22 protein-coding genes are annotated in these 21,593 nt (G+C 70.3%); 15 read left to right on the top strand and 7 right to left on the bottom strand.

Annotated elements, in window-relative coordinates:
• Positions 1-125: 125 nt before the first annotated feature.
• On the bottom strand, positions 126-1,151 hold the full coding sequence (locus ACFWY6_RS29150) for a M36 family metallopeptidase (RefSeq protein WP_384696386.1): 1,026 nt from the start codon (positions 1,149-1,151) through the stop codon (positions 126-128).
• Between the two features lie 109 nt (positions 1,152-1,260).
• Here ACFWY6_RS29150 and ACFWY6_RS29145 point away from each other — a divergent pair, with 109 nt between their 5' ends.
• Positions 1,261-1,824 (top strand): GNAT family N-acetyltransferase, encoded by a 564-nt coding sequence (locus ACFWY6_RS29145; protein ID WP_384696383.1) that lies wholly within the window; start codon positions 1,261-1,263, stop codon positions 1,822-1,824.
• A gap of 31 nt (positions 1,825-1,855) precedes the next feature.
• Here the strand turns inward: ACFWY6_RS29145 and ACFWY6_RS29140 are convergent, their stop codons facing one another.
• Complete coding sequence (locus ACFWY6_RS29140) at positions 1,856-5,056, bottom strand: NACHT domain-containing protein (RefSeq protein WP_384696381.1); 3,201 nt, start codon at positions 5,054-5,056, stop codon at positions 1,856-1,858.
• A 155-nt stretch (positions 5,057-5,211) separates the two neighbouring features.
• Between ACFWY6_RS29140 and ACFWY6_RS29135 the strand changes: the two genes are divergently transcribed.
• From ACFWY6_RS29135 to ACFWY6_RS29080, 12 genes are all read left to right on the top strand, one after another.
• On the top strand, positions 5,212-5,295 hold the full coding sequence (locus ACFWY6_RS29135; protein WP_323178717.1) for a putative leader peptide: 84 nt from the start codon (positions 5,212-5,214) through the stop codon (positions 5,293-5,295).
• A 116-nt stretch (positions 5,296-5,411) separates the two neighbouring features.
• Complete coding sequence (locus ACFWY6_RS29130) at positions 5,412-7,109, top strand: nitrite/sulfite reductase (RefSeq protein ID WP_384696378.1); 1,698 nt, start codon at positions 5,412-5,414, stop codon at positions 7,107-7,109.
• The gene (locus ACFWY6_RS29125; protein ID WP_135335604.1) at positions 7,106-7,285 is read left to right on the top strand and encodes a hypothetical protein; all 180 of its coding nucleotides are present in this window, start codon (positions 7,106-7,108) and stop codon (positions 7,283-7,285) included. Before ACFWY6_RS29130 ends, ACFWY6_RS29125 begins: the two co-directional genes overlap by 4 nt.
• The gene (locus ACFWY6_RS29120; RefSeq protein WP_384696374.1) at positions 7,282-8,016 is read left to right on the top strand and encodes a phosphoadenylyl-sulfate reductase; all 735 of its coding nucleotides are present in this window, start codon (positions 7,282-7,284) and stop codon (positions 8,014-8,016) included. The genes ACFWY6_RS29125 and ACFWY6_RS29120 overlap by 4 nt, the downstream gene beginning before the upstream one ends.
• Positions 8,016-8,642: an adenylyl-sulfate kinase gene (cysC, locus tag ACFWY6_RS29115; protein WP_384696371.1), complete on the top strand. Its 627-nt coding sequence runs from the start codon at positions 8,016-8,018 to the stop codon at positions 8,640-8,642. Before ACFWY6_RS29120 ends, cysC begins: the two co-directional genes overlap by 1 nt.
• Positions 8,639-9,577: a sulfate adenylyltransferase subunit CysD gene (cysD, locus tag ACFWY6_RS29110; protein WP_360766786.1), complete on the top strand. Its 939-nt coding sequence runs from the start codon at positions 8,639-8,641 to the stop codon at positions 9,575-9,577. Before cysC ends, cysD begins: the two co-directional genes overlap by 4 nt.
• Positions 9,578-9,579: 2 nt before the next feature.
• Complete coding sequence (locus tag ACFWY6_RS29105; RefSeq protein ID WP_361817118.1) at positions 9,580-10,953, top strand: GTP-binding protein; 1,374 nt, start codon at positions 9,580-9,582, stop codon at positions 10,951-10,953.
• A 249-nt stretch (positions 10,954-11,202) separates the two neighbouring features.
• Positions 11,203-12,333, top strand: coding sequence for an aliphatic sulfonate ABC transporter substrate-binding protein (locus ACFWY6_RS29100; RefSeq protein WP_384696367.1), 1,131 nt, complete (start codon positions 11,203-11,205; stop codon positions 12,331-12,333).
• A gap of 36 nt (positions 12,334-12,369) precedes the next feature.
• Complete coding sequence (locus tag ACFWY6_RS29095) at positions 12,370-13,164, top strand: ABC transporter ATP-binding protein (protein ID WP_384696364.1); 795 nt, start codon at positions 12,370-12,372, stop codon at positions 13,162-13,164.
• On the top strand, positions 13,151-14,050 hold the full coding sequence (locus tag ACFWY6_RS29090; RefSeq protein WP_384696361.1) for an ABC transporter permease: 900 nt from the start codon (positions 13,151-13,153) through the stop codon (positions 14,048-14,050). The genes ACFWY6_RS29095 and ACFWY6_RS29090 overlap by 14 nt, the downstream gene beginning before the upstream one ends.
• 5 nt (positions 14,051-14,055) lie before the next feature.
• On the top strand, positions 14,056-14,802 hold the full coding sequence (locus ACFWY6_RS29085; protein ID WP_384696389.1) for a sirohydrochlorin chelatase: 747 nt from the start codon (positions 14,056-14,058) through the stop codon (positions 14,800-14,802).
• 11 nt (positions 14,803-14,813) lie between these two features.
• The gene (locus ACFWY6_RS29080) at positions 14,814-15,671 is read left to right on the top strand and encodes a hypothetical protein (protein ID WP_384696358.1); all 858 of its coding nucleotides are present in this window, start codon (positions 14,814-14,816) and stop codon (positions 15,669-15,671) included.
• A 10-nt stretch (positions 15,672-15,681) separates the two neighbouring features.
• On the opposite strand, the gene ACFWY6_RS29075 is transcribed toward ACFWY6_RS29080, so the two are convergent.
• Positions 15,682-16,665, bottom strand: a complete 984-nt coding sequence (locus ACFWY6_RS29075) for an ArsR family transcriptional regulator (protein WP_384696355.1) — start codon at positions 16,663-16,665, stop codon at positions 15,682-15,684.
• 102 nt (positions 16,666-16,767) lie between these two features.
• On the opposite strand from ACFWY6_RS29075, the gene ACFWY6_RS29070 reads away from it, so the two are divergent.
• Together ACFWY6_RS29070 and ACFWY6_RS29065 are read left to right on the top strand one after the other, a co-directional pair.
• Complete coding sequence (locus ACFWY6_RS29070) at positions 16,768-18,096, top strand: MFS transporter (protein WP_384696352.1); 1,329 nt, start codon at positions 16,768-16,770, stop codon at positions 18,094-18,096.
• Between the two features lie 65 nt (positions 18,097-18,161).
• The gene (locus ACFWY6_RS29065) at positions 18,162-18,695 is read left to right on the top strand and encodes a GNAT family N-acetyltransferase (protein ID WP_384696349.1); all 534 of its coding nucleotides are present in this window, start codon (positions 18,162-18,164) and stop codon (positions 18,693-18,695) included.
• Positions 18,696-18,723: 28 nt separating this feature from the next.
• Here ACFWY6_RS29065 and ACFWY6_RS29060 read toward each other — a convergent pair whose 3' ends face one another.
• The 4 genes from ACFWY6_RS29060 to ACFWY6_RS29045 all read right to left on the bottom strand — a co-directional run bounded on the left by ACFWY6_RS29060 (position 18,724) and on the right by ACFWY6_RS29045 (position 21,458).
• Positions 18,724-19,338 carry a DsbA family protein gene (locus ACFWY6_RS29060; RefSeq protein WP_384696345.1) on the bottom strand — a complete coding sequence of 205 codons (615 nt, stop codon included), beginning with the start codon at positions 19,336-19,338 and terminating at the stop codon, positions 18,724-18,726.
• Positions 19,339-19,411: 73 nt separating this feature from the next.
• Positions 19,412-20,416, bottom strand: coding sequence for a ketopantoate reductase family protein (locus ACFWY6_RS29055; protein WP_384696342.1), 1,005 nt, complete (start codon positions 20,414-20,416; stop codon positions 19,412-19,414).
• A gap of 54 nt (positions 20,417-20,470) precedes the next feature.
• A complete protein-coding gene (locus ACFWY6_RS29050; protein WP_384696340.1) occupies positions 20,471-20,857 on the bottom strand; it encodes a DUF4440 domain-containing protein in 387 nt (128 codons plus the stop codon).
• The gene (locus ACFWY6_RS29045) at positions 20,847-21,458 is read right to left on the bottom strand and encodes a DUF1697 domain-containing protein (protein WP_384696337.1); all 612 of its coding nucleotides are present in this window, start codon (positions 21,456-21,458) and stop codon (positions 20,847-20,849) included. Before ACFWY6_RS29045 ends, ACFWY6_RS29050 begins: the two co-directional genes overlap by 11 nt.
• Between the last annotated feature and the right edge of the window lie 135 nt (positions 21,459-21,593).

Here is a 21,593-nt window from a genome sequence, read left to right as displayed (position 1 = left end):
CGTCCCGCTCCCCTACCGTGCACCCCCACTGTTGGGCGCCGGGGGGGCGCGGGGGGGGGGTTGTTCCGTATATTTGTGGACCGCCCCCTAAAAATTCCCCTAGGGCGCACATCACCGGCTCGCACTCACACGCCGGGTATCTCCCGCGCCTGGAACGCGTTGCGCACCGCGTCCGCCGCGCCCTTGCCGTACATCTTCTGCGCGGTCGCGATCGTCGTCACGGCCGCGTCCTCGAAGCTGGTGTCGGGCGCGAAGCCGAACTGGGCGTTGACGATGATCCGGTCCGCGGTGCGGGCACCGAGCCTGCCGCGGATGTCGAAGAGCGCACGGGACCAGATCTCACCGTCCGCGTGCACCTCGCCCTCCCGGTCGGCGTACGTCTTGTCGCTGTCGATGCGACGCAGGCAGTGCGGGGCGTCCGAGTACGAGGCGGAGTCCCAGTCTGCGACACAGGCGAGGTCCGCCTTCGCGGGCCAGCCGTACTTGGCGTCCGCGTACGCGCCGACCGACACCGCCAGATAGTCGCCCCAGGCCTCGCCGATCGACCCGGCCTCCAGGGAGGTGCCGAAGCCGGGCACCTGTGCGTGATGCACGGCGTGCCCGTACTCATGCACGACGACCTCCGCGTCCTCGGCGTCGTCGACACCGCCCTTGCCGAAGCGGATCTCGGCCTTCTTGTCGGTGAAGTAGGAGTTGTCCGCACCCCACTGATTGATACGGACGGGCTGGGCGCGGTCGTTGGCACCCGGCAGCTCGGTCCCGAAGCCGAGACTCTGCAGGTACTCCTGTGACTCGTTGACCCAGAAGTAGGCCATGACCTGCTCGAACTGGTCGTCGTTGCGGTTGTACGTCCCGGCGTCGGCGACCTTGGCGGAGGCACCGGTGTCTGATCTGACGTACGCCCACTTCCCGTTGAGCCCGCCGCTCGCGTCGAGATGGCGCAGGGCGGCGGTGGCGTAGGCGCTCTCGGGAACGGCGCTCGCGGAGTCCTTGGCGTCGACGAGGGTCTGGTCCCCCGACGACTGGACGGGGTTGACCATGAAAACGCGGGCCTGCGGGTCGGCCGAGGCCGAAGCGGGTGCGGCAAGCGTCGCGAGGGCCACGGTGACGGTGGCCGCGGCGAGCAGGCCGCGGGGTGTGCGGCGGACCATGGAACATCCTCCAGGTAGAAGAATGCGGGGGGTGGCAGAGCGCTGCGGGATCTTCCCGCATCCCGGACCCCTTTGGCCAGGGTCCGGCCCTCATGATTCGCTGACCCGCATGAGCCTCACTGTCACCACCTGGTCCCTGGAGCAGACCGCTCCCACCGATCTGCTCCCGGCAGCCGCCCCCGAGGGCGACGACATCCGCATCGTCCGGGCGGAGATCCCCTCCCCCGAGTTCAGCCGCTTCCTCTACGCCTCGGTCGGCGGCGACATCCGCTGGACGGACCGGCTGTCCCTCTCCTACGCCCAGTGGCAGGAGCAGCTGTCGAAGCCGGGCGTCGAGACCTGGGTCGCGTACGAGAAGGGGACGCCGGCCGGATACGTCGAACTGGCGGCGCAGGAGGGCGGGGTCGTCGAGATCGTCTACTTCGGCCTCATCCCCGCGTTCCGGGGGCGGCGGATCGGCGGGCATCTGCTCTCGCAGGGCGTGCGTCGCGCGTGGGACCTGGCCGAGCGGTGGCCGGAGCTGGCTCCGACGAAGCGGGTGTGGCTGCACACGTGCTCCAAGGACGGGGAGCACGCGATGGACAACTATCTGCGGCGGGGCTTCAAGCTTTTCGATACGAAGGTGGAGCAGGAGGCGGATGTGGCTTCGCCTGGGCCTTGGCCGGGGGCGTAGCGAAGCTGATGGCAGGAGGGCGGGGCGGGTTTCAGGCGGGCGAGGGTTCACCGCTCCGCAGTTCGGTGACGACGAGCTGGGCCACCTGATGGGTGGTGTCCTTGGCCTTCGCGGCCCTGACCTCCAAGACCATGCCGCGCCACCAGGCCGCGGCGCCGACGGCAACGATCGCCACACACATCGCGAACGCTGCGGCCGTCCCCCACCAACCCGACCACGCGGCGAAAGCGTAGACAGCCGTGGCGGGCCCCAGCACGAGGCCGCTGATCAGGAGCACCCAGTCCTCGAAGTCCAAGGGGGGCCCGTAGCCGACCATCAGGGTGAAGGGGACCGTCCCACAAATGAGGTTCCCTGAATCTGTGAACGCCTCGCTGTACCAGAGGGCGAACCAACCCACGAGAATCGCGCCCAGGGCTGCCCAGCCGAGCCAGACGGGCCCCCATGGATCCACGCTCAGGGCCGCGAGCACCGCGCGGGCTCCCGCCACCGCCGAGACGGCGAAGACCAGGCCGAGGACGAGTCGATAGTGCAGGCCCACGCCGAAGTCGTAGTCGTCGCCCTGAGGCGGGTCGGCGGCTGTCCCCCAACTTTCTGGAGGCACCTGCTCACCCTGCCACCAGAGGCCGAGCGTCAGCAGGCGGATCCTCACCGGCAGCCGGTCGAACAGGCCCAGCAAGTGCGTACCCATCCCTCCCTCCCTGACCCACGCTTGGCGTACCAGTCCGTAGACGTCGTCCTGCTGTCTCGCCCCGAGCACCGGCTGCGGAGGGAGAGCAGTCAGCCCGCCGATCATCGCGAACCCGAGGAGGTCCCACTCTTCAGGGCCGCTCGACACATTGAGGAGATCTTCCAAGCGCGCCTGGTCAGGCCGGTTCAGGGACACGAGCAGCATCGGCAGGTCCACCGGAAGAACGCCTCGGGCAAGCAGCAGAGCCGCCACCAGCCGAACGTCCAGCCGAACGTCGGCCGGCAACTCCGCGCGGGCGACGGCCTGGCCGACGTACGCGGTCACCGTCCCCATCACGGGCGTGAGAGCGTCGTCAGGTCCTTCGGCGAAGGGACCCCACACGTAGTCGAAGGGCCCGGCCGCAAGTATCGGACCGGCCCACTCCCGTAGCGCCTCCTCCACCTCCCGCTCCGCGACCAGCCCGCCGATCCGGACAGCACACCGCCGAAGCCGTCCGTCCTCTGTGCCCGCGTCCCCGGCCGCGCCCTCGGCCATGACCTGCGCCAACGCCACCGCCGCACGCCCCGTCCCCACCACCCCGAGCGCGTCGACCGCGATCCCGCTCCCCTCCAGCGCCGCTCCTTTCAGCGCGGGCACAGCGATGTCCCCCATGCTCGCCAGCGCGTCGCCCGCCTCCACGTGGTGGCTCAGCTGCAGGGTGAGGAACTCGGCCGCGCGGTGCGATGCCGTCGCGGCGAGGGCGCGGATCGCAGCCCTGCGTACGGGTTCCGGTACCACGGGGTCTGCGGCCAGCGGCTCAAGCAGCGCGAACACCGCATCCGCCAACGCCGTGTGCCCCGTCGCCGCGACGCCCAGCGCCGCCTCCAAGGCCCGGCCCGCCGTATCACCATAGCCCGCGCCGAGCCGACCCCCCGCATCCCGGACCATCTCCCGGATCAAGCCCCCGTCCACATACCGCGCTTCCGCAAGGCACTGGAACGAAAGCAGCTCGTCCCGCGCCCGCAGATCCCTGATCATCGGCGAGCAGTCCCGCCTGGTCACCCCGCACCACAGGCGGACCGTCTCCCGCCACCGCCCGGCGTCCGCGTCGTAGCGGGAGAGCAGCGCCTCCCAGTCCTCGGCGAGGGCCTCGGCCGCCAAGTACTCCTGGAGCGAGATGTGGGCGAACTGGTAGTAGCGCCCGTTCTCGATCCTGCTGAGCAGACCGCTGCGTACGCAGATCTCGTCGATGACGCTGCGGGCCTTGTCCGGCGTCTCGTGCTGCCGCTCCAACACCTCCGCGACCCAGTCCATCAGCGCACCGCCGGAAAACTCACGGCCCGCTCCCTCGTCGACGCTCCGGTGACCATCCGATTCGGTGAGGGCGTCCTGGGCCTTGAGACCGGCGTGGCACAGCACCGCGCGCTTGAGATCGGCGTCGAATTCGCCGTGCCGGCCCCGGTCGTCGACAAAAGCATCGGACACCTGCTGATAGAACTCCGCCCGGGTGCGGGGCAGCTCCTTGTCGGTGTCCGGATAGACGTAGCTGTAGAGGTAGGCGATCGCCGTGAGGAGTAGAGGGTTGCGGGCCAGCGACATCAGCCTGGGGGCCTCCGCCAGCGCCTTCAGCAGGCGTTCCACGGAATCCGGGGCCGTTCGCTCCGGCCAGCGCCAGCCGCGCAGGAACTGGTGGATGTGCAGGTCGGTGAATTCTTGGATGGCGAGCGAGCGGTCGATCGCTTCCTTGAGGTGCTCCCGGTGCGCGGGGTAGGCGGCCGTCCGGCACGTGGTCAGCATCCCTGCCCGGGGGTACTGCCTCGCCACGTCCTTGATCCAGTGCACGACGTCCTGCCGGGCCGCCGCCGAGACCTCGTCGAGGCCGTCCAGGTACAGGGTGACGCGCCCGGCGAGCAGCTGTTTCTCGATCCACCGCTTCGGCACCCCGGAGCCCGCCGGACTGGCGAGGTGCTGGGTGAGCAGCGCGACCACGTCGAGCGCGTCGGGCTTCAGCTCGTGCAGTTCGAGGAGTACAGGGATGCGGTCCGGCCGCGTGCTCACGCGCTGCCCGCTTCGGCGTCGCGGGCGCCCGCCCGGCTCCTCCCGCACCGCGGAATCCGCCCGCCTCGCCTCCGCCCAGGCAAGCACCGCCCGCCTCACATACATGCTCTTGCCCGCCCCGGGATCCCCGCAGACGATCACCTTCTTGCCCTGGGCGAGCAGCGCGTCCACCGCCCCCCAGCCCAGGGAACCGGCGTCGGCGGGACCCCGCGACGAGGTGCCTTCGGCGGCGCGCAGAGGTACGTACACGGAGGCGACGGAGATCTTCACGTCGGGGCCCGAGGGGACGGCAAAGGGGATCGGCACCTCGTGATGGCGCCGGTGGAGGTCATCCGCGTACCGTCTGCGGAACCGGCGCTCGCCTCCACAGGCGAAGAGGAGCCGGCCGGGCAGTGCCTTCAAGCCGCCCGAGAAGGCATCCTTGAGTACGCCCGTGATCGCGGCCCCGAGTACCGCAAGGACGGTCACCGCCCCGGCGGACAGCCACACCCATATCTGCCCCCACACGAGAACTCCCCCTTGTCCCGTATGCCTGCACAGCAGGATAGGGGAGATGGGCGTCGCAAGTGACCCAGGTCACGATGTCTCATGAAGTGGGACGAGAGTGTCCAGATTACGGACACTGGTGGACTGGGTCTAAAGTCCCGTGACACGCTTCCGCCATGGATCGCACTGGAATTGCCTTGGTGAGTCGACGTCACGTCGATCTCTGCCGCATGTCCAGCGCCATGTGTCCGGCGAGCTGACAGCACCAGCGCCGACGATCCCCACCGCTTGACCAATTCCTTGCGCACCGCCGCGCCCATAGCGCGAAGTGTGCAGGTCAAAGCCGCCCTCAGCCCGCCTTGAAGGACGTATAGCCATGGCTGCCACCCCTGAAAACCCCACGACTGCCGCGCCCAAGCGCAAGGTGAGCCGTCACCGTGGTGAGGGCCAGTGGGCCGTTGGCCACTTCACGCCGCTCAACGGCAACGAGCAGTTCAAGAAGGACGACGACGGTCTCAATGTGCGGACACGCATTGAGACGATCTACTCGAAGCGTGGGTTCGATTCGATCGACCCCAACGATCTTCGTGGGCGTATGCGCTGGTGGGGGCTCTACACCCAGCGCCGGCAGGGGATCGACGGCGGCAAGACCGCGATCCTGGAGCCGGAGGAGCTGGACGACGAGTACTTCATGCTGCGGGTGCGGATCGACGGCGGGCGGCTCACCACCGAGCAGCTGCGTGTCATCGGCGAGATCTCGCAGGAGTTCGCGCGCGGCACCGCCGACCTCACCGACCGGCAGAACGTCCAGTACCACTGGATCCGCATCGAGGACGTTCCCGAGATCTGGGAGCGTCTTGAAGCCGTCGGGCTCTCCACCACCGAGGCCTGCGGTGACACTCCCCGCGTCATCCTCGGCTCGCCCGTCGCCGGTATCGCCGAGAACGAGATCATCGACGGCTCCTCCGCCATTGATGAGATCCAGCGCCGCTTCATCGGGAATCCCGACTTCTCGAACCTGCCGCGCAAGTTCAAGTCCGCCGTCTCCGGGTCGCCGCAGCTCGACGTCGCGCACGAGATCAATGACATCGCTTTTGTCGGCGTCAACCACCCCGAGCACGGGCCCGGCTTCGACCTCTGGGTCGGCGGCGGGCTCTCCACCAACCCCAAGCTGGGCGTGCGGCTCGGCGCCTGGGTGCCGCTCGACGAGGTGCCGGACGTGTACGGCGGTGTCATCGGCATCTTCCGCGACTACGGCTACCGCCGCCTGCGCACCCGCGCCCGCCTGAAGTTCCTCGTCGCCGACTGGGGTCCCGAGAAGTTCCGGCAGATCCTGGAAGACGAGTACCTGAAGCGGAAGCTCGTCGACGGGCCCGCGCCCGAGCAGCCGACCGGCACCTGGCGCGACCACCTCGGCGTGCACAAGCAGAAGGACGGCCGTTTCTACGTCGGGTTCGCACCCCGCGTCGGGCGCGTGGACGGCACGACCCTCACGAAGATCGCCGAGGTTGCCGAGGCCCACGGCTCGGGACGGCTCCGCACCACCGCCGAGCAGAAGATGATCGTGCTCGACGTCGAAGAGGCGCAGGTCGAGTCGCTCGTCGCCGGGCTCGAAGCCCTCGATCTGCGGGTCACGCCCTCCCCCTTCCGGCGCGGCACCATGGCCTGCACCGGCATCGAGTTCTGCAAGCTCGCCATCGTCGAGACCAAGGCGCGCGGCGCCTCGCTCATCGATGAACTGGAGCGCCGCATCCCGGAGTTCGACCACCCGATCACCATCAACATCAACGGCTGCCCGAACGCCTGCGCCCGCATCCAGGTCGCCGACATCGGCCTCAAGGGCCAGCTGGTCCTGGACGCCGACGGCAACCAGGTCGAGGGCTTCCAGGTGCACCTGGGCGGCGCGCTCGGGCTCGAAGCCGGGTTCGGCCGCAAGGTCCGTGGCCTGAAGGTCACTTCGGCCGAGCTGCCCGACTACGTGGAGCGGGTCCTCAAGCGCTTCGAGAAGGAGCGCGCGGACGACGAGCGGTTCGCCACCTGGGTGGCGCGTGCTTCCGAGGAGGCCCTCTCATGAGCGAGCGTGCCGCCCCCTTCCACTGCCCCTACTGCGGTGACGAGGACCTGCGTCCGAACGAGACCGGTCACGGCGCCTGGGAATGCGCCGCGTGCAACCGGGCCTTCCAGTTGAAGTTCCTCGGGCTGCTCGCCCGGGGAGTTCAGCGCAACAGCGGTGGAGGGGAAGAGATATGACGACCGCTCAGAGCCAGAGCCGGGATCAGGGCGCTCAAGAGCAGCGTACGAACGACGAGTTGAAGGTGCTCGCCGAGCAGGCCGGGCGCGACCTGGAAGACGCTTCCGCGCTCGAAATCCTCCAGTGGGCCGTCGACGCCTTCGGCACCCGCTTCTGCGTGACCTCCTCCATGGAGGACGCCGTCGTCGCCCACCTCGCGTCGCGCGCCCGCCCCGGCGTGGACGTGGTGTTCCTCGACACCGGCTACCACTTCCCCGAGACCATCGGGACCCGCGACGCCGTCGCCGCCGTGATGGACGTCAACGTCATCACGCTGACGCCGCGGCAGAGCGTCGCCGAGCAGGACGCCGAGTTCGGCGCGCAGCTGCACGACCGGAACCCCGACCTGTGCTGCGCCATGCGGAAGGTCAAGCCCCTTGAGGAGGGCCTGACTTCGTACGCCGCGTGGGCGACGGGTCTGCGCCGCGACGAGTCCCCGACCCGGGCCAATACCCCGGTCGTCGGCTGGGACGAGAAGCGGCAGAAGGTCAAGGTCTCGCCGATCGCGCGCTGGACGCAGGACGACGTGGACGCCTACGTCACCGAGCACGGCGTCCTCACCAACCCCCTCCTCATGGACGGCTACGGCTCCGTGGGCTGCGCGCCCTGCACCCGCCGCCTCCTGGAGGGCGAGGACGCACGCGCCGGACGCTGGGCCGGCAACGCCAAGACCGAGTGCGGGATCCACTGATGACGGCCACTCAGACAAGCGCTCAGGACCAGACAAGCGCTCGGGACCAGACGCACACCCAGGATCAGACACACCCTCAGGAGAAGCACGTGACCACCGGAGCCACCATCTGGCTCACCGGTCTGCCCAGCGCGGGCAAGACCACCATCGCGTACGAACTCGCAGGCAAGCTGGGCGAGGACGGCCACCGGGTCGAGGTGCTCGACGGCGACGAGATCCGCGAGTTCCTCTCGGCGGGCCTCGGCTTCAGCCGCGAGGACCGGCACACCAACGTGCAGCGCATCGGCTTCGTCGCCGAACTGCTCGCACGTAACGGCGTGAAGGTCCTGGTGCCGGTGATCGCGCCGTTCGCCGACAGCCGTGAGGCGGTGCGGGGGCGCCATCAGACGGGCGGCACGCCGTACATCGAGGTCCATGTGGCCACGCCGGTCGAGGTCTGCTCCGTACGCGATGTGAAGGGTCTGTACGCCAAGCAGGCGGCGGGCGAGATCTCCGGGCTCACCGGGGTCGACGACCCGTACGAGGCACCCGAGTCGCCCGATCTGCGCATCGAGTCCCAGGACCAGACCGTGCAGGAGTCCGCGGCGGCCTTGCGCGCGCTGCTCATCGAAAGGGGTCTGGCATGACGACCACCGTGGCCACCGTGACCGAGGGGACGGACAGCCCGTACGCGCTGTCGCACCTGGACGCCCTCGAATCCGAGGCGGTGCACATCTTCCGTGAGGTGGCGGGCGAGTTCGAGCGGCCGGTGATTCTGTTCTCCGGCGGCAAGGACTCGATCGTCATGCTGCACCTGGCGCTGAAGGCGTTCGCCCCCGCGGCGGTGCCCTTCTCGCTCCTGCACGTCGACACCGGGCACAACTTCCCCGAGGTCATCGAGTACCGCGACCGCGTGGTCGCCGAGCACGGGCTGCGCCTTCACGTCGCCTCCGTGCAGGAGTACATCGACGCCGGGAAGCTGCGCGAGCGGCCGGACGGGACCCGCAACCCGCTGCAGACCGTGCCGCTCACGGAGAAGATCCAGAGCGAGAAGTTCGACGCGGTCTTCGGCGGCGGGCGCCGCGACGAGGAGAAGGCGCGCGCCAAGGAGCGGGTGTTCAGCCTCCGGGACGAGTTCTCGCAGTGGGACCCGCGCCGCCAGCGCCCCGAGCTGTGGCAGCTCTACAACGGCCGGCACGCCCCCGGTGAGCACGTCCGCGTGTTCCCGCTGTCCAACTGGACGGAGCTGGACGTGTGGCAGTACATCGCCCGTGAGGGGATCGAGCTGCCCGAGATCTACTTCGCGCACGAGCGTGACGTGTTCAAGCGTTCCGGCATGTGGCTGACCGCCGGCGAGTGGGGCGGCCCGAAGGACGACGAGACGGTCGAGAAGCGGCTCATCCGCTACCGCACCGTCGGCGACATGTCCTGCACCGGAGCCGTCGACTCGGACGCGACGACGCTGGACGCCGTCATCGCCGAGATCGCCGCGTCCCGCCTCACCGAGCGCGGCGCGACGAGGGCCGACGACAAGCTCTCCGAGGCCGCGATGGAAGACCGCAAGCGCGAGGGGTACTTCTAAACATGACCAGCACCACCGAACCCGACAAGGCGCAGCCGCTCTCCACGGAGCAGCTGTCGGCCACCACCCTGCTGCGCTTCGCCACCGCCGGGTCCGTCGACGACGGCAAGTCCACCCTGGTGGGCCGGCTCCTGCACGACTCCAAGTCGGTCCTCACCGACCAGCTTGAGGCCGTCGAGCGGGTCTCGCTCGGCCGCGGCCAGGAGGCGCCCGACCTCGCGCTGCTCACCGACGGTCTGCGGGCCGAGCGCGAGCAGGGCATCACCATCGACGTCGCGTACCGCTACTTCGCCACCGCGCAGCGCCGGTTCATCCTGGCCGACACGCCGGGCCATGTGCAGTACACCCGCAACATGGTCACCGGCGCGTCGACGGCCGACCTGGCCGTGGTCCTCGTCGACGCCCGCAACGGCGTCATCGAGCAGACCCGCAGGCACGCCGCCGTCGCCGCGCTCCTTCGCGTCCCGCACGTCGTGCTCGCGGTGAACAAGATGGACCTCGTCGCGTACGAGGAGACGGTCTTCGCGAAGATCGCCGAGGAATTCACCGCGTACGCCGTCGGGTTGGGCGTCCCGGAGATCACCGCGATCCCGATCTCGGCGCTCGCCGGTGACAATGTCGTGGAGCCGTCCTCGAACATGGACTGGTACGGCGGCCCCACGGTCCTTGAGCACCTGGAGACGGTCCCGGTCAGCCACGACCTGACCTCCTGCCACGCGCGCCTGCCCGTCCAGTACGTGATCCGCCCGCAGACCGCCGAGCACCCGGACTACCGGGGTTACGCGGGTCAGATCGCGGCCGGCACCTTCCGGGTCGGCGAGTCCGTGACGGTGCTGCCCTCGGGGCGTACGTCGAAGATCGCGGGCATCGATCTGCTCGGTGAGCCGGTGGACGTGGCCTGGACGCCGCAGTCCGTGACGCTGCTCCTGGAGAGCGACATCGACATCTCGCGCGGCGACCTGATCGTGCCGAGCGGCGACCAGCCGCCGACCACGCAGGACATCGAGGCGACGGTCTGCCATGTGGCGGACCAGCCGCTCGCCGTCGGCCAGCGGGTGCTGCTCAAGCACACCACGCGTACGGTCAAGGCGATCGTCAAGGAGATCCCCTCGCGGCTCACCCTCGACGACCTCTCCCAGCACCCCGCCCCCGGACAGCTCGTCGCCAACGACATCGGCCGGGTCCTGGTGCGCACCGCCGAGCCGATCGCGCTCGACTCGTACGCCGCTTCGCGCCGCACCGGTTCCTTCCTGCTGATCGACCCGGCGGACGGCACGACGCTCGCGGCGGGCATGGCCGGCGACGCGTTCGCCACCGGCGACGAGGCGGCCGACGAGGCCAAGTCGGCTGCCGACGACGAGGGTTGGGACTTCTGACCATGATCTCGATCGACTACTTCTCGACCTTCGCGAAGGAGGGCGGCCGCATCGGCAGCGGCGCCCTCGGCAGCGGTCAGGGCGGGGTCGGGCGATGTGCGGCATGACGTACGCGCACCGCTTGCGCGCCCTCACCCCCCGCGAGATCGACCTGCGAAGACGAAAACCGCCGACCTTCCCGGCCACGACCTGAGGGCGTAGACACGACCCGACGGCGTGCGAGCCGGGCCGACGAGAGGATCCCCTCCCGTGCCTGCCAGCTTCCGCACTCCACGCACCACCGGCGGCCGCCGTGCCCTGGCCGCCGCGGCCGCCCTGCCGCTGCTCGCCGTGGTGCTCACGTCCTGCGGTTACGGCTCCGAGTCGACCGACAAGAACGACAAGGCCAATGTGGCCGCCGGGGCGAAGAAGATCGAGGGCCTCGACGAGGTGAAGATCGGGTACTTCCCGAACCTCACGCACGCCACCGCGCTCGTCGGTGACCAGGAGGGCCTGTTCCAGAAGGAACTGGGCGCAACCCAGGCCAAGTACACGCAGTTCAACGCCGGTCCCTCGGAGATCGAGGCGCTGAACTCGAAGTCCATCGACATCGGCTGGATCGGCCCGTCGCCCGCGATCAACGGCTACACCAAGTCCCAGGGCAAGAACCTGCGCATCATCGGCGGCTCCGCGTCCGGCGGCGTGAAGCTCGTGGTGAACCCGGACAAGGTCAAGTCCCTGGACGACGTCAAGGGCAAGAAGATCGCGACGCCGCAGCTCGGCAACACCCAGGACGTGGCCTTCCTCAACTGGATCGCGGAGAAGGGCTGGAAGGTCGACGCGGAGAGCGGCAAGGGCGATGTGTCGGTCGTGCGCACCGACAACAAGATCACCCCGGACGCCTACAAGTCCGGTTCCATCGACGGCGCCTGGGTCCCCGAGCCGACCGCGTCGAAGCTGGTCGCCGAGGGCGGCAAGGTGATCCTCGACGAGGCCGACCTGTGGCCGGACAAGAAGTTCGTGATCACGAACATCATCGTGTCGCAGGAGTTCCTCAGCAAGCACCCGAAGGTCGTCGAGGCCGTGCTGCGCGGCTCGGTGAAGACCAACCAGTGGATCAAGGACAACCCTGACAAGGCGAAGGCCTCCGCCAACGCCGCCCTCAAGGAGGCGTCCGGCAAGGCGCTGCCCGCCGAGGTCCTCGACCCGGCGTGGAAGTCGATCCAGACCACCGACGACCCGCTCGCCGCGACGCTCGGCAGCGAGGCCGAGCACGCCGTCAAGGCGGGCCTCCTGGAGAAGCCCGACCTCAAGGGCATCTACGACCTGAAGCCGCTGAACAGGGTCCTCAAGGCGGCGGGCAGGCCCGCCGTCGACGACGCCGGCCTCGGCGTCAAGTAAGCCCGGAAACCGACCAGTTCCCAGGAGGTGACGACCATGGCAACCGCAACCACCCTCGCCAAGGCGCCGGACAGCACCGAGACCGGCGGACACGCGGCCCGGATCGAGCACGTCTCGAAGTCCTTCGCCACACCCGCCGGGCCCCAGCTCGTCCTGGACGACATCACGCTCGATGTCGCTCCCGGCGAGTTCGTCACCCTCCTGGGAGCCTCGGGCTGCGGCAAGTCGACGCTGCTCAACCTGGTGGCCGGGCTCGACAAGCCGTCGGCGGGCGCCATCGCGACGGACGGCCGTCCGGCCCTGATGTTCCAGGAGCACGCGCTCTTCCCGTGGCTGACCGCGGGCAAGAACATCGAGCTCGCCCTGAAGCTGCGCGGCGTCACGAAGGCGGAGCGGCGCGAGCGGGCCGAGGAGCTCCTCGAACTCGTACGGCTGAAGGGCGCGCACGGCAAGCGGGTGCACGAGCTGTCCGGTGGCATGCGCCAGCGCGTGGCGCTTGCCCGCGCGCTCGCGCAGGACAGCAAGATCCTGCTGATGGACGAGCCGTTCGCGGCGCTCGACGCGATCACCCGTGACGTGCTGCACGACGAGCTGACCCGCATCTGGCGCGAGACGGACGTCTCCGTCCTCTTCGTCACGCACAACGTGCGCGAGGCGGTCCGCCTCGCGCAGCGCGTCGTGCTCCTCTCGTCGCGCCCGGGCCGGGTGGCGCACGAGTGGCGGGTGGACATCCCCCACCCGCGCCGTATCGAGGACACCGCCGTGGCGGAACTGTCCGTCGAGATCACCGAACAACTGCGTGGGGAGATCCGCCGTCATGGCCAGCACTGAGAGCACCACCTCAGTCGTCAAGGACACCAGCCAGGACCTGGCCGGTCTTGAGGCGGGCCTCGACGCCCTGGAGACGGTCCAGACGAGCCGTACGCCGTTGCGCAAGACCCTCGTCCAGAAGGTCCTGCCGCCGGTGACCGCCGTGCTGCTTGTCCTTGTGGTGTGGCAGATCCTGGTGTGGGCGAAGGTCACCGACTCCTACAAGCTGCCCTCGCCCTCCGCCGTCTGGGACGAGGTGCAGGACGCCTGGCTGCAGGGCACGCTCCTCGACTACATCTGGACGTCCGTATCGCGCGGCCTGCTCGGCTTCCTGCTCGCCCTGGTGATCGGTACGCCGCTCGGCCTGATCGTCGCGCGGATCCGCTTCGTGCGGGCGGCCATCGGTCCGATCCTGTCGGGTCTGCAGTCGCTGCCGTCGGTGGCCTGGGTGCCGCCGGCCGTGATCTGGCTGGGTCTCAACGACCAGATGATGTACGCGGTGATCCTGCTCGGCGCGGTCCCCTCGATCGCCAACGGCCTGGTCGCCGGCGTCGATCAGGTGCCGCCGCTGTTCCTGCGGGCGGGCCGCACCCTGGGCGCCACGGGCCTGCGGCACACCTGGCACATCGTGATGCCGGCCGCGCTGCCCGGGTATCTGGCGGGTCTGAAGCAGGGCTGGGCGTTCTCGTGGCGCTCGCTGATGGCCGCCGAGATCATCGCGCAGTCGCCGGATCTGGGCATGGGCCTCGGCCAGCTCCTGGAGGCGGGCCGCACCAACAGCAGCATGTCGCAGGTGTTCCTGGCGATCCTGCTGATCCTGGTCGTCGGCATCGCCATCGATCTGCTCATCTTCAGCCCGCTGGAGCGGCGCGTGCTGCGCAGCCGCGGTCTGCTCGTGAAGAGCTGATGACCATGTCCGCACCGGTGCTTCTCGTCGTCGCCCACGGCAGCCGCGATCCGCGGCATGCCGCGACGGTGCGTGCCCTGGTGCGACGGGTGCGGCTGCAGCGGCCGGGGCTCCGGGTGGAGACGGGGTTCCTCGACTTCAACTCGCCTTCGGTCCCTGAGGTGTTGGAGTCGCTGGACGCAGAGGGAGTACGCGACGTGATCGCACTGCCTCTGCTCCTCACGCGGGCGTTCCACGCCAAGTCGGACATCCCCGCGGTCCTTGCCCAGGCACCGCCCCGGCTGCGCATCCGGCAGGCGGCGGTGCTCGGGCCTTCGCCGCTGCTCCGGGCCGCCCTGGAACGGCGGTTGTACGAGGCGGGCCTCACGCCCGCCGACAAGTCCTCGACCGGGGTCGTGCTGGCCTCGGCGGGGTCATCCGACCCGGAGGCGATCGCAGTGATCGCTGAAATCGCGCGGGAGTGGCGGCACACCGGTTGGTGCGCCGTGCGGCCTGCGTTCGCCTCCGCATCTCTGCCCCGCACGGAGGACGCCGTGCGGGAACTGCGCGAGCTTGGGGTGCGCCGCGTCGCGGTCGCGCCCTATGTGATCGCGCCAGGTTTCCTGCCGGACCGCATCGACCGCGGCGCCGCCGAAGCGGACGTACTGGCCCGAGTTCTGGGCCCCGCGCCGGAGGTGGCTCGGCTTCTGCTGCGGCGCTATGACGAGTCATGTGCGGTCGGGCGGGTGGCGCGGGTACTCGCGCTGGCCTAGCTTGTGGGTCCATGACCCTCACCAGATCCCGCACGCTCTGGCTGCGGACCGAGCCCCTGCACGCCGTGATCTACTTCGAGGACGGCTGCCGTGCCATGGGCCGGGCGCTCGGCCTCAAGGGATTCTGGATGGGCTACTTCGCGGCCCGTACCGCCCCGATGGGCCCCGTCGAACCGGGTGCCGCCACGGCCGCGCTCGGTGTCTTCGCCCCCGGCATGGTGGCGCGCGCCCTCCCCTCCGCCTGGCAGTACGCGCACCCGGGCCGGATCGTGGAGGAACGCGCGGCGTACTCGGGACGGGCCCTGCGCTCCCTCGTCCCGGACATCGAGAAGCGGGCGGCCGAGCTCTGCCCGCCCCTCGCGGCGATGGTCGAGGACGCCCCGTCGCCGGCCCGTCCGCTGTTCGCGGCGAACCGCGAGGTGAGCGAGCGCACCGACCCGGTGCAGCGCCTGTGGCAACTGGTCACCTGCGTACGGGAGTTCCGGGGCGACGCACATGTCGCGGCGCTCGCCGACCACGGCATCGACTCCTGCGAGGCGCTGGTGCTCGCCGCGGCGACGGACCGGGTGGACCCGGGGACCATCCGCCAGGACAGGGGCTGGAGCGAGCAGGAGTGGGCGGAGGCGGTGGACCGGCTGCGCGGGCGCGGCCTGCTTGACGGCGAGGGGCACATCACCGAACACGGGCGCACCGAACGGGAGTCGATCGAGGACGCCACGGACCGTCTGTCGGCACGGCTGCTCCGCCCGCTCGGCGCACGCGATGCGGACACCCTGCTTGCCGCCCTCGAACAGCCCGTGCGGCAGGTCATCACCGCCGACGTGCTGCCCTTCCCCAACCCCATCGGGCTGCCGCGACCCACCGGGTGAACTCCCTTGCTCAGCGGCAGAGTTCGTCCCCGAGCCCGGTCCTGCTGTACCGCACGCTGCGGCCATGACGCGTGCGGCCGAGCAGCCCGGCGTCGTACAGGACCGCGAGGTGCTGGCTGACCGCGCCCGGGGTGACCCCGAGGCGGTGGGCAAGCTCGGTGGTGGAGGCGGGCTCGGCGAGCAGGAGAAGGAGCCGGGCCCGCGCCCGGCCGAGGAGGCGGATCAGGGCGTCGCCGGTGACCGGGGGCGGCTCCTCGGAGATGGCGGCGCGGCCCCGCAGCGGGTAGAAGAGCAGCGGCGGCAGGGAACTGTCGATCATCGGCTGGGCGCCGCCCGCGAAGAGCGTCGGGGCGAGGACCAGGCCGCGCCCGGCGATCCGGATGTCGTCCGAGTGCCATGGCCGCATGCCGCCCCGCTGAACGAGGCAGAGCACGTCGCCGGTCCAGGAGAGACGCGGGTCGAGGCTCGCGAAGAGGGCCCCGGTCCCCTGCTCGGCGAGGACCCTCCCCCGGTAGGCGAGATCGGCCTCCATGAGGCTCTGGACGCGGGGCCACCAGTGGGGGGCGAGACAACTGCTCCAGTAGCCGTCGAGGGCGTCGGCGATACGGGTGAGGAACGCGGCGGGGTCGGCGAGGCCCTCGGCCACCACCGCCGGCATGGGGTCGAACTCCCCGTACGCGGCGGCGAATTCGGGGGCGAGCAGTTCGGGCGGGGTGGCTCGCAGCAGCGCAAGCTCCTCGGCGAAGGTGGACCGGGCGCGGGCCGGGCGCGGGGTGAGGAAGTCGGGCACCCACAGGCGCGGCGTGACGAGGGCGGCCAGGAGCTCGGTGTCCTGCCGTTCGAAGGCGGGGCGCAGCCGCCGCAGCCAGGGCCGTTGATGCGGGTAGCGCGCCGGGTCCCGCCAGGAGCGGAGCGAGAAGGCCGCTTCCTGGAGCGGTGAGTACGCGAAGGACGTACGGGCGAGATCGTCGACGCCGAATCTGAACGTGATCACCTGGCCCGCTCCCCTCCCCCTGGTCCGGCGCACCTGGTTCGACTGTTTAGGTGCACGCTAAATGAATGCCGCCGGGGTGGTGACGGCGGGTTGGGTGAGCGCATGAGCACTCCATCACGCGAGACGACGGAGCCGGAACCGGAACCGATGGCGCGAGCGAACCCGGCGGCCCCGGAACCAACAGGCCGCGCCACCAAGGCCGCGGGCTTCCTCCCCGCCGACCCGATTCTGCGCCGCCTCTCCGTCCTCACCTTCCTCAACGCCTTTGGCAACGGCCTCTATTACCCCATCGGCGTCCTCTACTTCACCCGCGTCGTCGGCATCGACGCGACCGCGGTCGGACTCGGCCTGACGGTGGCCGGTGTGGTCGGCGTGCTGGCCGGTGTACCGGCGGGGCGGGCGGCCGACCGCTGGGGCAGCAGGCGCGTCGGGGCGCTGCTGTGGGGCGCGACCGGGCTCGCCACCCTCAGTTACGTCTTCGTGGGGTCGTACGCGGCATTCCTCCTTGCCGTGGTCTGCACGACCGGCCTGATGCAGGCGAGCCGGGGCGTCATGGGTGCCGTCTTCGCCGAGGTGCTGCCCGGTGCGACACGTGTGGAGTCCCGCGCCTACCTGCGCATGGTGACGAACGTGGCCATGGGCGTGGGCGGCGCGTGCGGCGCGCTCGCCCTGCAGGCGGACACCCGGGGCGCGTACACCGCGGTGATCGTGACGAACGCGCTGACGTTCGCCGCGCCCGCGCTGATGGTGGCGCGCCTGCCGCTCGGGGCCCACCGGCGTGACGTGCCGGCCGCCGCCGTGCAGGCGGGCAGCCGCTGGCGGGCGGTGCGGGATCTGCCGTATCTGGCCGTGACGCTCCTGAACGCGGTGCTGGTGATCCAGTACACGCTCCTCGAAGTGGGCCTGCCCCTCTGGATCGTCGAGCGCACGGACGCACCGCGCTGGACGGCGGCTCTCCTGCTGATCGTCAACTGTGTCCTGGTGGCGCTGCTCCAGGTGCGGATGAGCCGAACCGTCTCCGATGTGCCGGGCGCGGTACGGGCGATGGGCAGGTCGGGGGTGCTGCTCGCGGTGGCCTGCGCGGTGTTCGCGGTATCGGCCGGACTCCCGCCGGTGTGGGCGGTGGTGGTCCTGGTGGCCGGCGCCGTCATCCAGGTGCTCGCGGAGGTCCTCTCCTCCACCGGGGGCTGGACCCTCGGCTACGAACTCGCCGACGCGCGCGCCCACGGCGTCTACCAGGGAGTCTTCAACTCGGGTACGGCGATCGGCCTGATGGCGGGCCCCGCCCTGGTCACCCTGACGGCGGTCCGGCACGGCCCGGTGGGCTGGGTGGCGCTCGCGGTCCTGTTCGCGGGGGCCGGCCTCGCGATGCGTCCCGCGGTGCGGTGGGCGCAGCGGGACGGACAGTGGCGGGGAGAGGCCGCGAAATAGCCAACAGGGGCGCATCCCGGCCATCCGGTTGCCGAACCGTCACTCCTGCCCCTACCGTCACGCCGATGACCCCCGTACTGCGTTCAGCGCGCCTGCGCCTTTCGCCCTATGTCGCCGCCGACGAAGGGCAGTTCGTGGCCCTTCTGCAGGACGAGGCCGTGGGCCGCTGGTTCGGGGACGGGATGCAGAGCGCGGATCAGACGCACGCGCTGTTCCGGCGGATCTTCTCTCTCGTGTACGCGGAGAACCACTTCCCGATCTGGGCGGTGCGGCACGAGGGGCGCTATGTCGGCCATGCGGAGATCAAGCCGTCGCCCGAGACCTGGCTGGACGGCCACGAGATCGTATACGGCCTGTCGCGGGACAGCTGGGGGCTCGGCCTCGGCACGGAGCTTGCCGGTCTGCTCACTTCGTACGGCCATGAGGCCTTGGCCCTTGCCGAGGTGCACGCCACCGTCGACGCACAGAACACCGCATCCCTCGCCGTCCTCAAGCGCCTTGGCTACGAGCAGGGCCGCGCGGTCCCCGAGGACAACGGCCGCACCACGCTCCTGATGACCTCCCGCGTCCCGGCCCCGCGGCCGAAGGACGTCAGCTGACGTCTCAGTTGATGTCTCAGTTGACGTCTCAGCTGAAGTCGAGGCCTCCGGTCCGGGTCCGCTTCAGCTCGAAGAGGTCCGGGCAGCCCGCCAGGACGCGGAAGCTGTCGAAGAGCCGCACCGCGTCGTCACCGCGCGGAATCGCCCGCAGGACGGGGCCGAACCAGACGGTGCCGTCGACGTGGAGGGTGGGCGTGCCGACGTAGGCGCCGGCCTCCGGGTCCCTGCCCCCGTCGTGGCTGAGCCGCAGCACGTCGTCGTACGCGGGGTCGTGCGCGGCGGCCGCGAGCCCGGCGGGCAGTCCCGTCTCGGCCAGGGACTCGGCGACGACCTGGTCGAAGTCCTCGTACTTCTCCTGGTGGATGCGGGTGCCGTAGGCCGTGTAGAGGTCCCGCAGAACACCCTCGCCGTGCTCCTTGGCCGCGGCGGCCGCGACACGGACGGGGCCGATCGACTTGTCGACCAACTCGCGGTACCAGTCCGGGAGTTCGTTGCCGGTGTTGTGGAAGTAGAGGCTCATCACATGGAAGCGGAGGTCGAGCTCGCGGGCGCGCTCGACCTCCAGGATCCAGCGGGAGGTGATCCAGGCGAAGGGGCAGGCCGGGTCGAAGTAGAAGTCGATGCGGGTGTCGGTCGTCGTCATGGCCTCGACACTAGTGACCAGTGGCGCACACCCCTGGGCCATTTCCCCTCTGCCCATCTGGGCCAATTCCGCCCTATCCGGCGGATGCCACCAGCGCCACGAGGTCGGCGACCGTCATCGAGCCCGCGGTACGCCGCTCGCGCGCGAAGGTGTTCGCGATGTTCTGCAGGGCGTCGTTCACCGGGGTCGGCACGCCGTGCAGCCGACCGAGGAGGGCGATCTCGCCGTTGAGGTAGTCCGCCTCGATGGTGCCCGTGCCCCGGCTCAGGCTCTGCCAGGACGATCCGCCGCCGCGCTCCGAGCGGTCGAAGGGCTCGAAGCGGATGCGGTCGCCGCGGGCCTCCTTCTGCTCCTGCTCGCCGACCGCCTCGATTCCGGCCGCGGCGAGCACCGCCTCGCCCTCGGCACGGGCCCGCCGGAAGAGCTCGATCGCCTCGTCGCTGGTGATCAGCCCCGTGACGGCTTCGATGGAGTTGGCCAGGTTCGAGAGGAGTTTCCCGTACTTCCAGCGCATCACGTCCGGCACGACGGGCGCGATGAGCTTCGACTTCTCCAGATCGGCGGCGATCAGCCCTGCCGTCTCGTCCGTGCCCGTCGGGTAGCGGCCGATGTGCAGCATGCCGGTGTAAGGAACACCCGCCGCGGAGACCGCGCCCGGCTCGACATGGGTCGCGGGCAGCCAGACGCATACGCCGTACACCCGCCGGAAGCGGCGCAGCGCGATGCGTTCGCTCTCCACGCCGTTCTGCGCGCAGACCAGCGGAAGGACCTCGGCCGCCGTTCCGCCGCCCGCCACCGGGCAGCCACCCCAGGCGTCGACGGCGGCCTGACAGTCCTGTGTCTTCACCGCGAGGAACAGGACGTCGTCCGTCCGCAGCTCCCCGAGGTCGGCGGGCCGCCGGACGACGGGCAGCCGGTGCGTACGCGTCCCGTCCGGCGTGCTGACCCGCAGTCCGCTCTCCACGAGCGCGTCATGGTGCGCGCCCCGCGCGACGAGAACCACGTCGTGCCCTGCCTCGGCGAGCCGCCCGCCCACGGTGCCGCCGATCGCCCCTGCTCCGATGATGATGTAGCGCATGCCGTCGAGCCTCGCACAGAGGATCCGGCCGCTCCATGGCCACGGCGGTAAAGATCAGACTTCCGCCCCGGCGTCCTCACTGAACGGCGTCCCCTGATGGAACCAGAGCAGCCACTCCCCCTCGAACCGCCGCCACAGCGAACTGCGGTGCGCCATCCGGCCGTTGCTGTCCGTGTCGAAGGTCAGGTGCACCACGTCGTCCGCCAGCCGGACGCCCCGCATGCGCGATGCGATGAGCGGGCGGGCTCCCGCCTCGGTGCTCTCGGTCAGGGTCTTGATGATCGACGCGCGGTCCCAGCGGGCCCCGGAGACGCCGAACTCGGTGAACTCGGGGTGCAGCAGCTGCCCGAGGAGCTCGGGCGACGTGCGGACCTCGGGGGCGAGCAGGCGCAGTTCGGCCTCGATGGCCGCGTCCACGGCGGCCGTGCGGTCAGCGGTCATGGTGCGGCTCCCCGGTGATCGCGGTCGCCCCGGTCGTCCCGGTCGTCCCAGTCATCTCGGTCATCTCGACCAGCTTGGCGACGGTGTTCCAGTTGCGGCTCGTGGCGATGACGCCCTTGAACAGGGCCGGGCGCGAAAGGATCTCGCCCAGCTTGGAGCGGCCGAGGCCGTCGGGAGCGTAGAGATAGAGCGCGCGGTCGCCGAGCCGGAACTCCTCCGGCAGGAAGGCCGCCGGGTCGATCCCGTCGAGGCGTGCGGCGTCGACCGGCTCGGAGAAGTACGTGACGTGCAGCTGCTTGCCTTCGAGCGATTCCGCGGGGAAGGGGCAGTCGTCCGCGACCGCCTTCAGATACGGGCCGCCGCGCACCAGGACGTCCACGGGGAAGCCGAAGTGCCGCTCGATGGCCTCACTGACCCGCGCCGCCAGAGCGTCCTCGTCGCCGGTGTCACTCGTGAAGACCGCGTTGCCGCTCTGCAGATAGGTGCGTACGTCGCCGAGACCGAGCCCGGCGAGCAGCGTACGCAACTCCCCCATCGGCACCTTCTTCTTGCCGCCCACGTTGATGCCGCGGAGGAGCGCCGCGTACGCCTTGACCGTCATCCGCACACCATAGGACGGGCGCCCCGCCCCGGGGGGGGGGGGGCGGCGGCCCGGCGGTGACGGGGGGTTAAAAAAACGAGCGACACAACCGCGGAACCCCCCTCCCCCACAAGACCACCCAGTGCCCCAGGAGTG

Origin of the sequence: Streptomyces sp. NPDC059037, from assembly GCF_042740015.1 — a bacterium.
GTDB lineage: Bacteria > Actinomycetota > Actinomycetes > Streptomycetales > Streptomycetaceae > Streptomyces.
Note: the sequence above shows the minus strand (reverse complement) of the source record. Positions and strands in the feature narration are given on the sequence as shown.

What these genes read in the sequence shown, in the direction of transcription:
- ACFWY6_RS29150 (WP_384696386.1), bottom strand. Translation starts at nt 1,151, where the DNA reads ATGGTCCGCCGCACACCCCGCGGCCTGCTCGCCGCGGCCACCGTCACC.
- ACFWY6_RS29145 (WP_384696383.1), top strand. Translation starts at nt 1,261, where the DNA reads ATGAGCCTCACTGTCACCACCTGGTCCCTGGAGCAGACCGCTCCCACC.
- ACFWY6_RS29135 (WP_323178717.1), top strand. Translation starts at nt 5,212, where the DNA reads ATGGATCGCACTGGAATTGCCTTGGTGAGTCGACGTCACGTCGATCTC.
- ACFWY6_RS29130 (WP_384696378.1), top strand. Translation starts at nt 5,412, where the DNA reads ATGGCTGCCACCCCTGAAAACCCCACGACTGCCGCGCCCAAGCGCAAG.
- ACFWY6_RS29125 (WP_135335604.1), top strand. Translation starts at nt 7,106, where the DNA reads ATGAGCGAGCGTGCCGCCCCCTTCCACTGCCCCTACTGCGGTGACGAG.
- ACFWY6_RS29120 (WP_384696374.1), top strand. Translation starts at nt 7,282, where the DNA reads ATGACGACCGCTCAGAGCCAGAGCCGGGATCAGGGCGCTCAAGAGCAG.
- cysC (WP_384696371.1), top strand. Translation starts at nt 8,016, where the DNA reads ATGACGGCCACTCAGACAAGCGCTCAGGACCAGACAAGCGCTCGGGAC.
- cysD (WP_360766786.1), top strand. Translation starts at nt 8,639, where the DNA reads ATGACGACCACCGTGGCCACCGTGACCGAGGGGACGGACAGCCCGTAC.
- ACFWY6_RS29105 (WP_361817118.1), top strand. Translation starts at nt 9,580, where the DNA reads ATGACCAGCACCACCGAACCCGACAAGGCGCAGCCGCTCTCCACGGAG.
- ACFWY6_RS29095 (WP_384696364.1), top strand. Translation starts at nt 12,370, where the DNA reads ATGGCAACCGCAACCACCCTCGCCAAGGCGCCGGACAGCACCGAGACC.
- ACFWY6_RS29090 (WP_384696361.1), top strand. Translation starts at nt 13,151, where the DNA reads ATGGCCAGCACTGAGAGCACCACCTCAGTCGTCAAGGACACCAGCCAG.
- ACFWY6_RS29085 (WP_384696389.1), top strand. Translation starts at nt 14,056, where the DNA reads ATGTCCGCACCGGTGCTTCTCGTCGTCGCCCACGGCAGCCGCGATCCG.
- ACFWY6_RS29080 (WP_384696358.1), top strand. Translation starts at nt 14,814, where the DNA reads ATGACCCTCACCAGATCCCGCACGCTCTGGCTGCGGACCGAGCCCCTG.
- ACFWY6_RS29070 (WP_384696352.1), top strand. Translation starts at nt 16,768, where the DNA reads ATGAGCACTCCATCACGCGAGACGACGGAGCCGGAACCGGAACCGATG.
- ACFWY6_RS29065 (WP_384696349.1), top strand. Translation starts at nt 18,162, where the DNA reads ATGACCCCCGTACTGCGTTCAGCGCGCCTGCGCCTTTCGCCCTATGTC.
- ACFWY6_RS29060 (WP_384696345.1), bottom strand. Translation starts at nt 19,338, where the DNA reads ATGACGACGACCGACACCCGCATCGACTTCTACTTCGACCCGGCCTGC.
- ACFWY6_RS29055 (WP_384696342.1), bottom strand. Translation starts at nt 20,416, where the DNA reads ATGCGCTACATCATCATCGGAGCAGGGGCGATCGGCGGCACCGTGGGC.
- ACFWY6_RS29050 (WP_384696340.1), bottom strand. Translation starts at nt 20,857, where the DNA reads ATGACCGCTGACCGCACGGCCGCCGTGGACGCGGCCATCGAGGCCGAA.
- ACFWY6_RS29045 (WP_384696337.1), bottom strand. Translation starts at nt 21,458, where the DNA reads ATGACGGTCAAGGCGTACGCGGCGCTCCTCCGCGGCATCAACGTGGGC.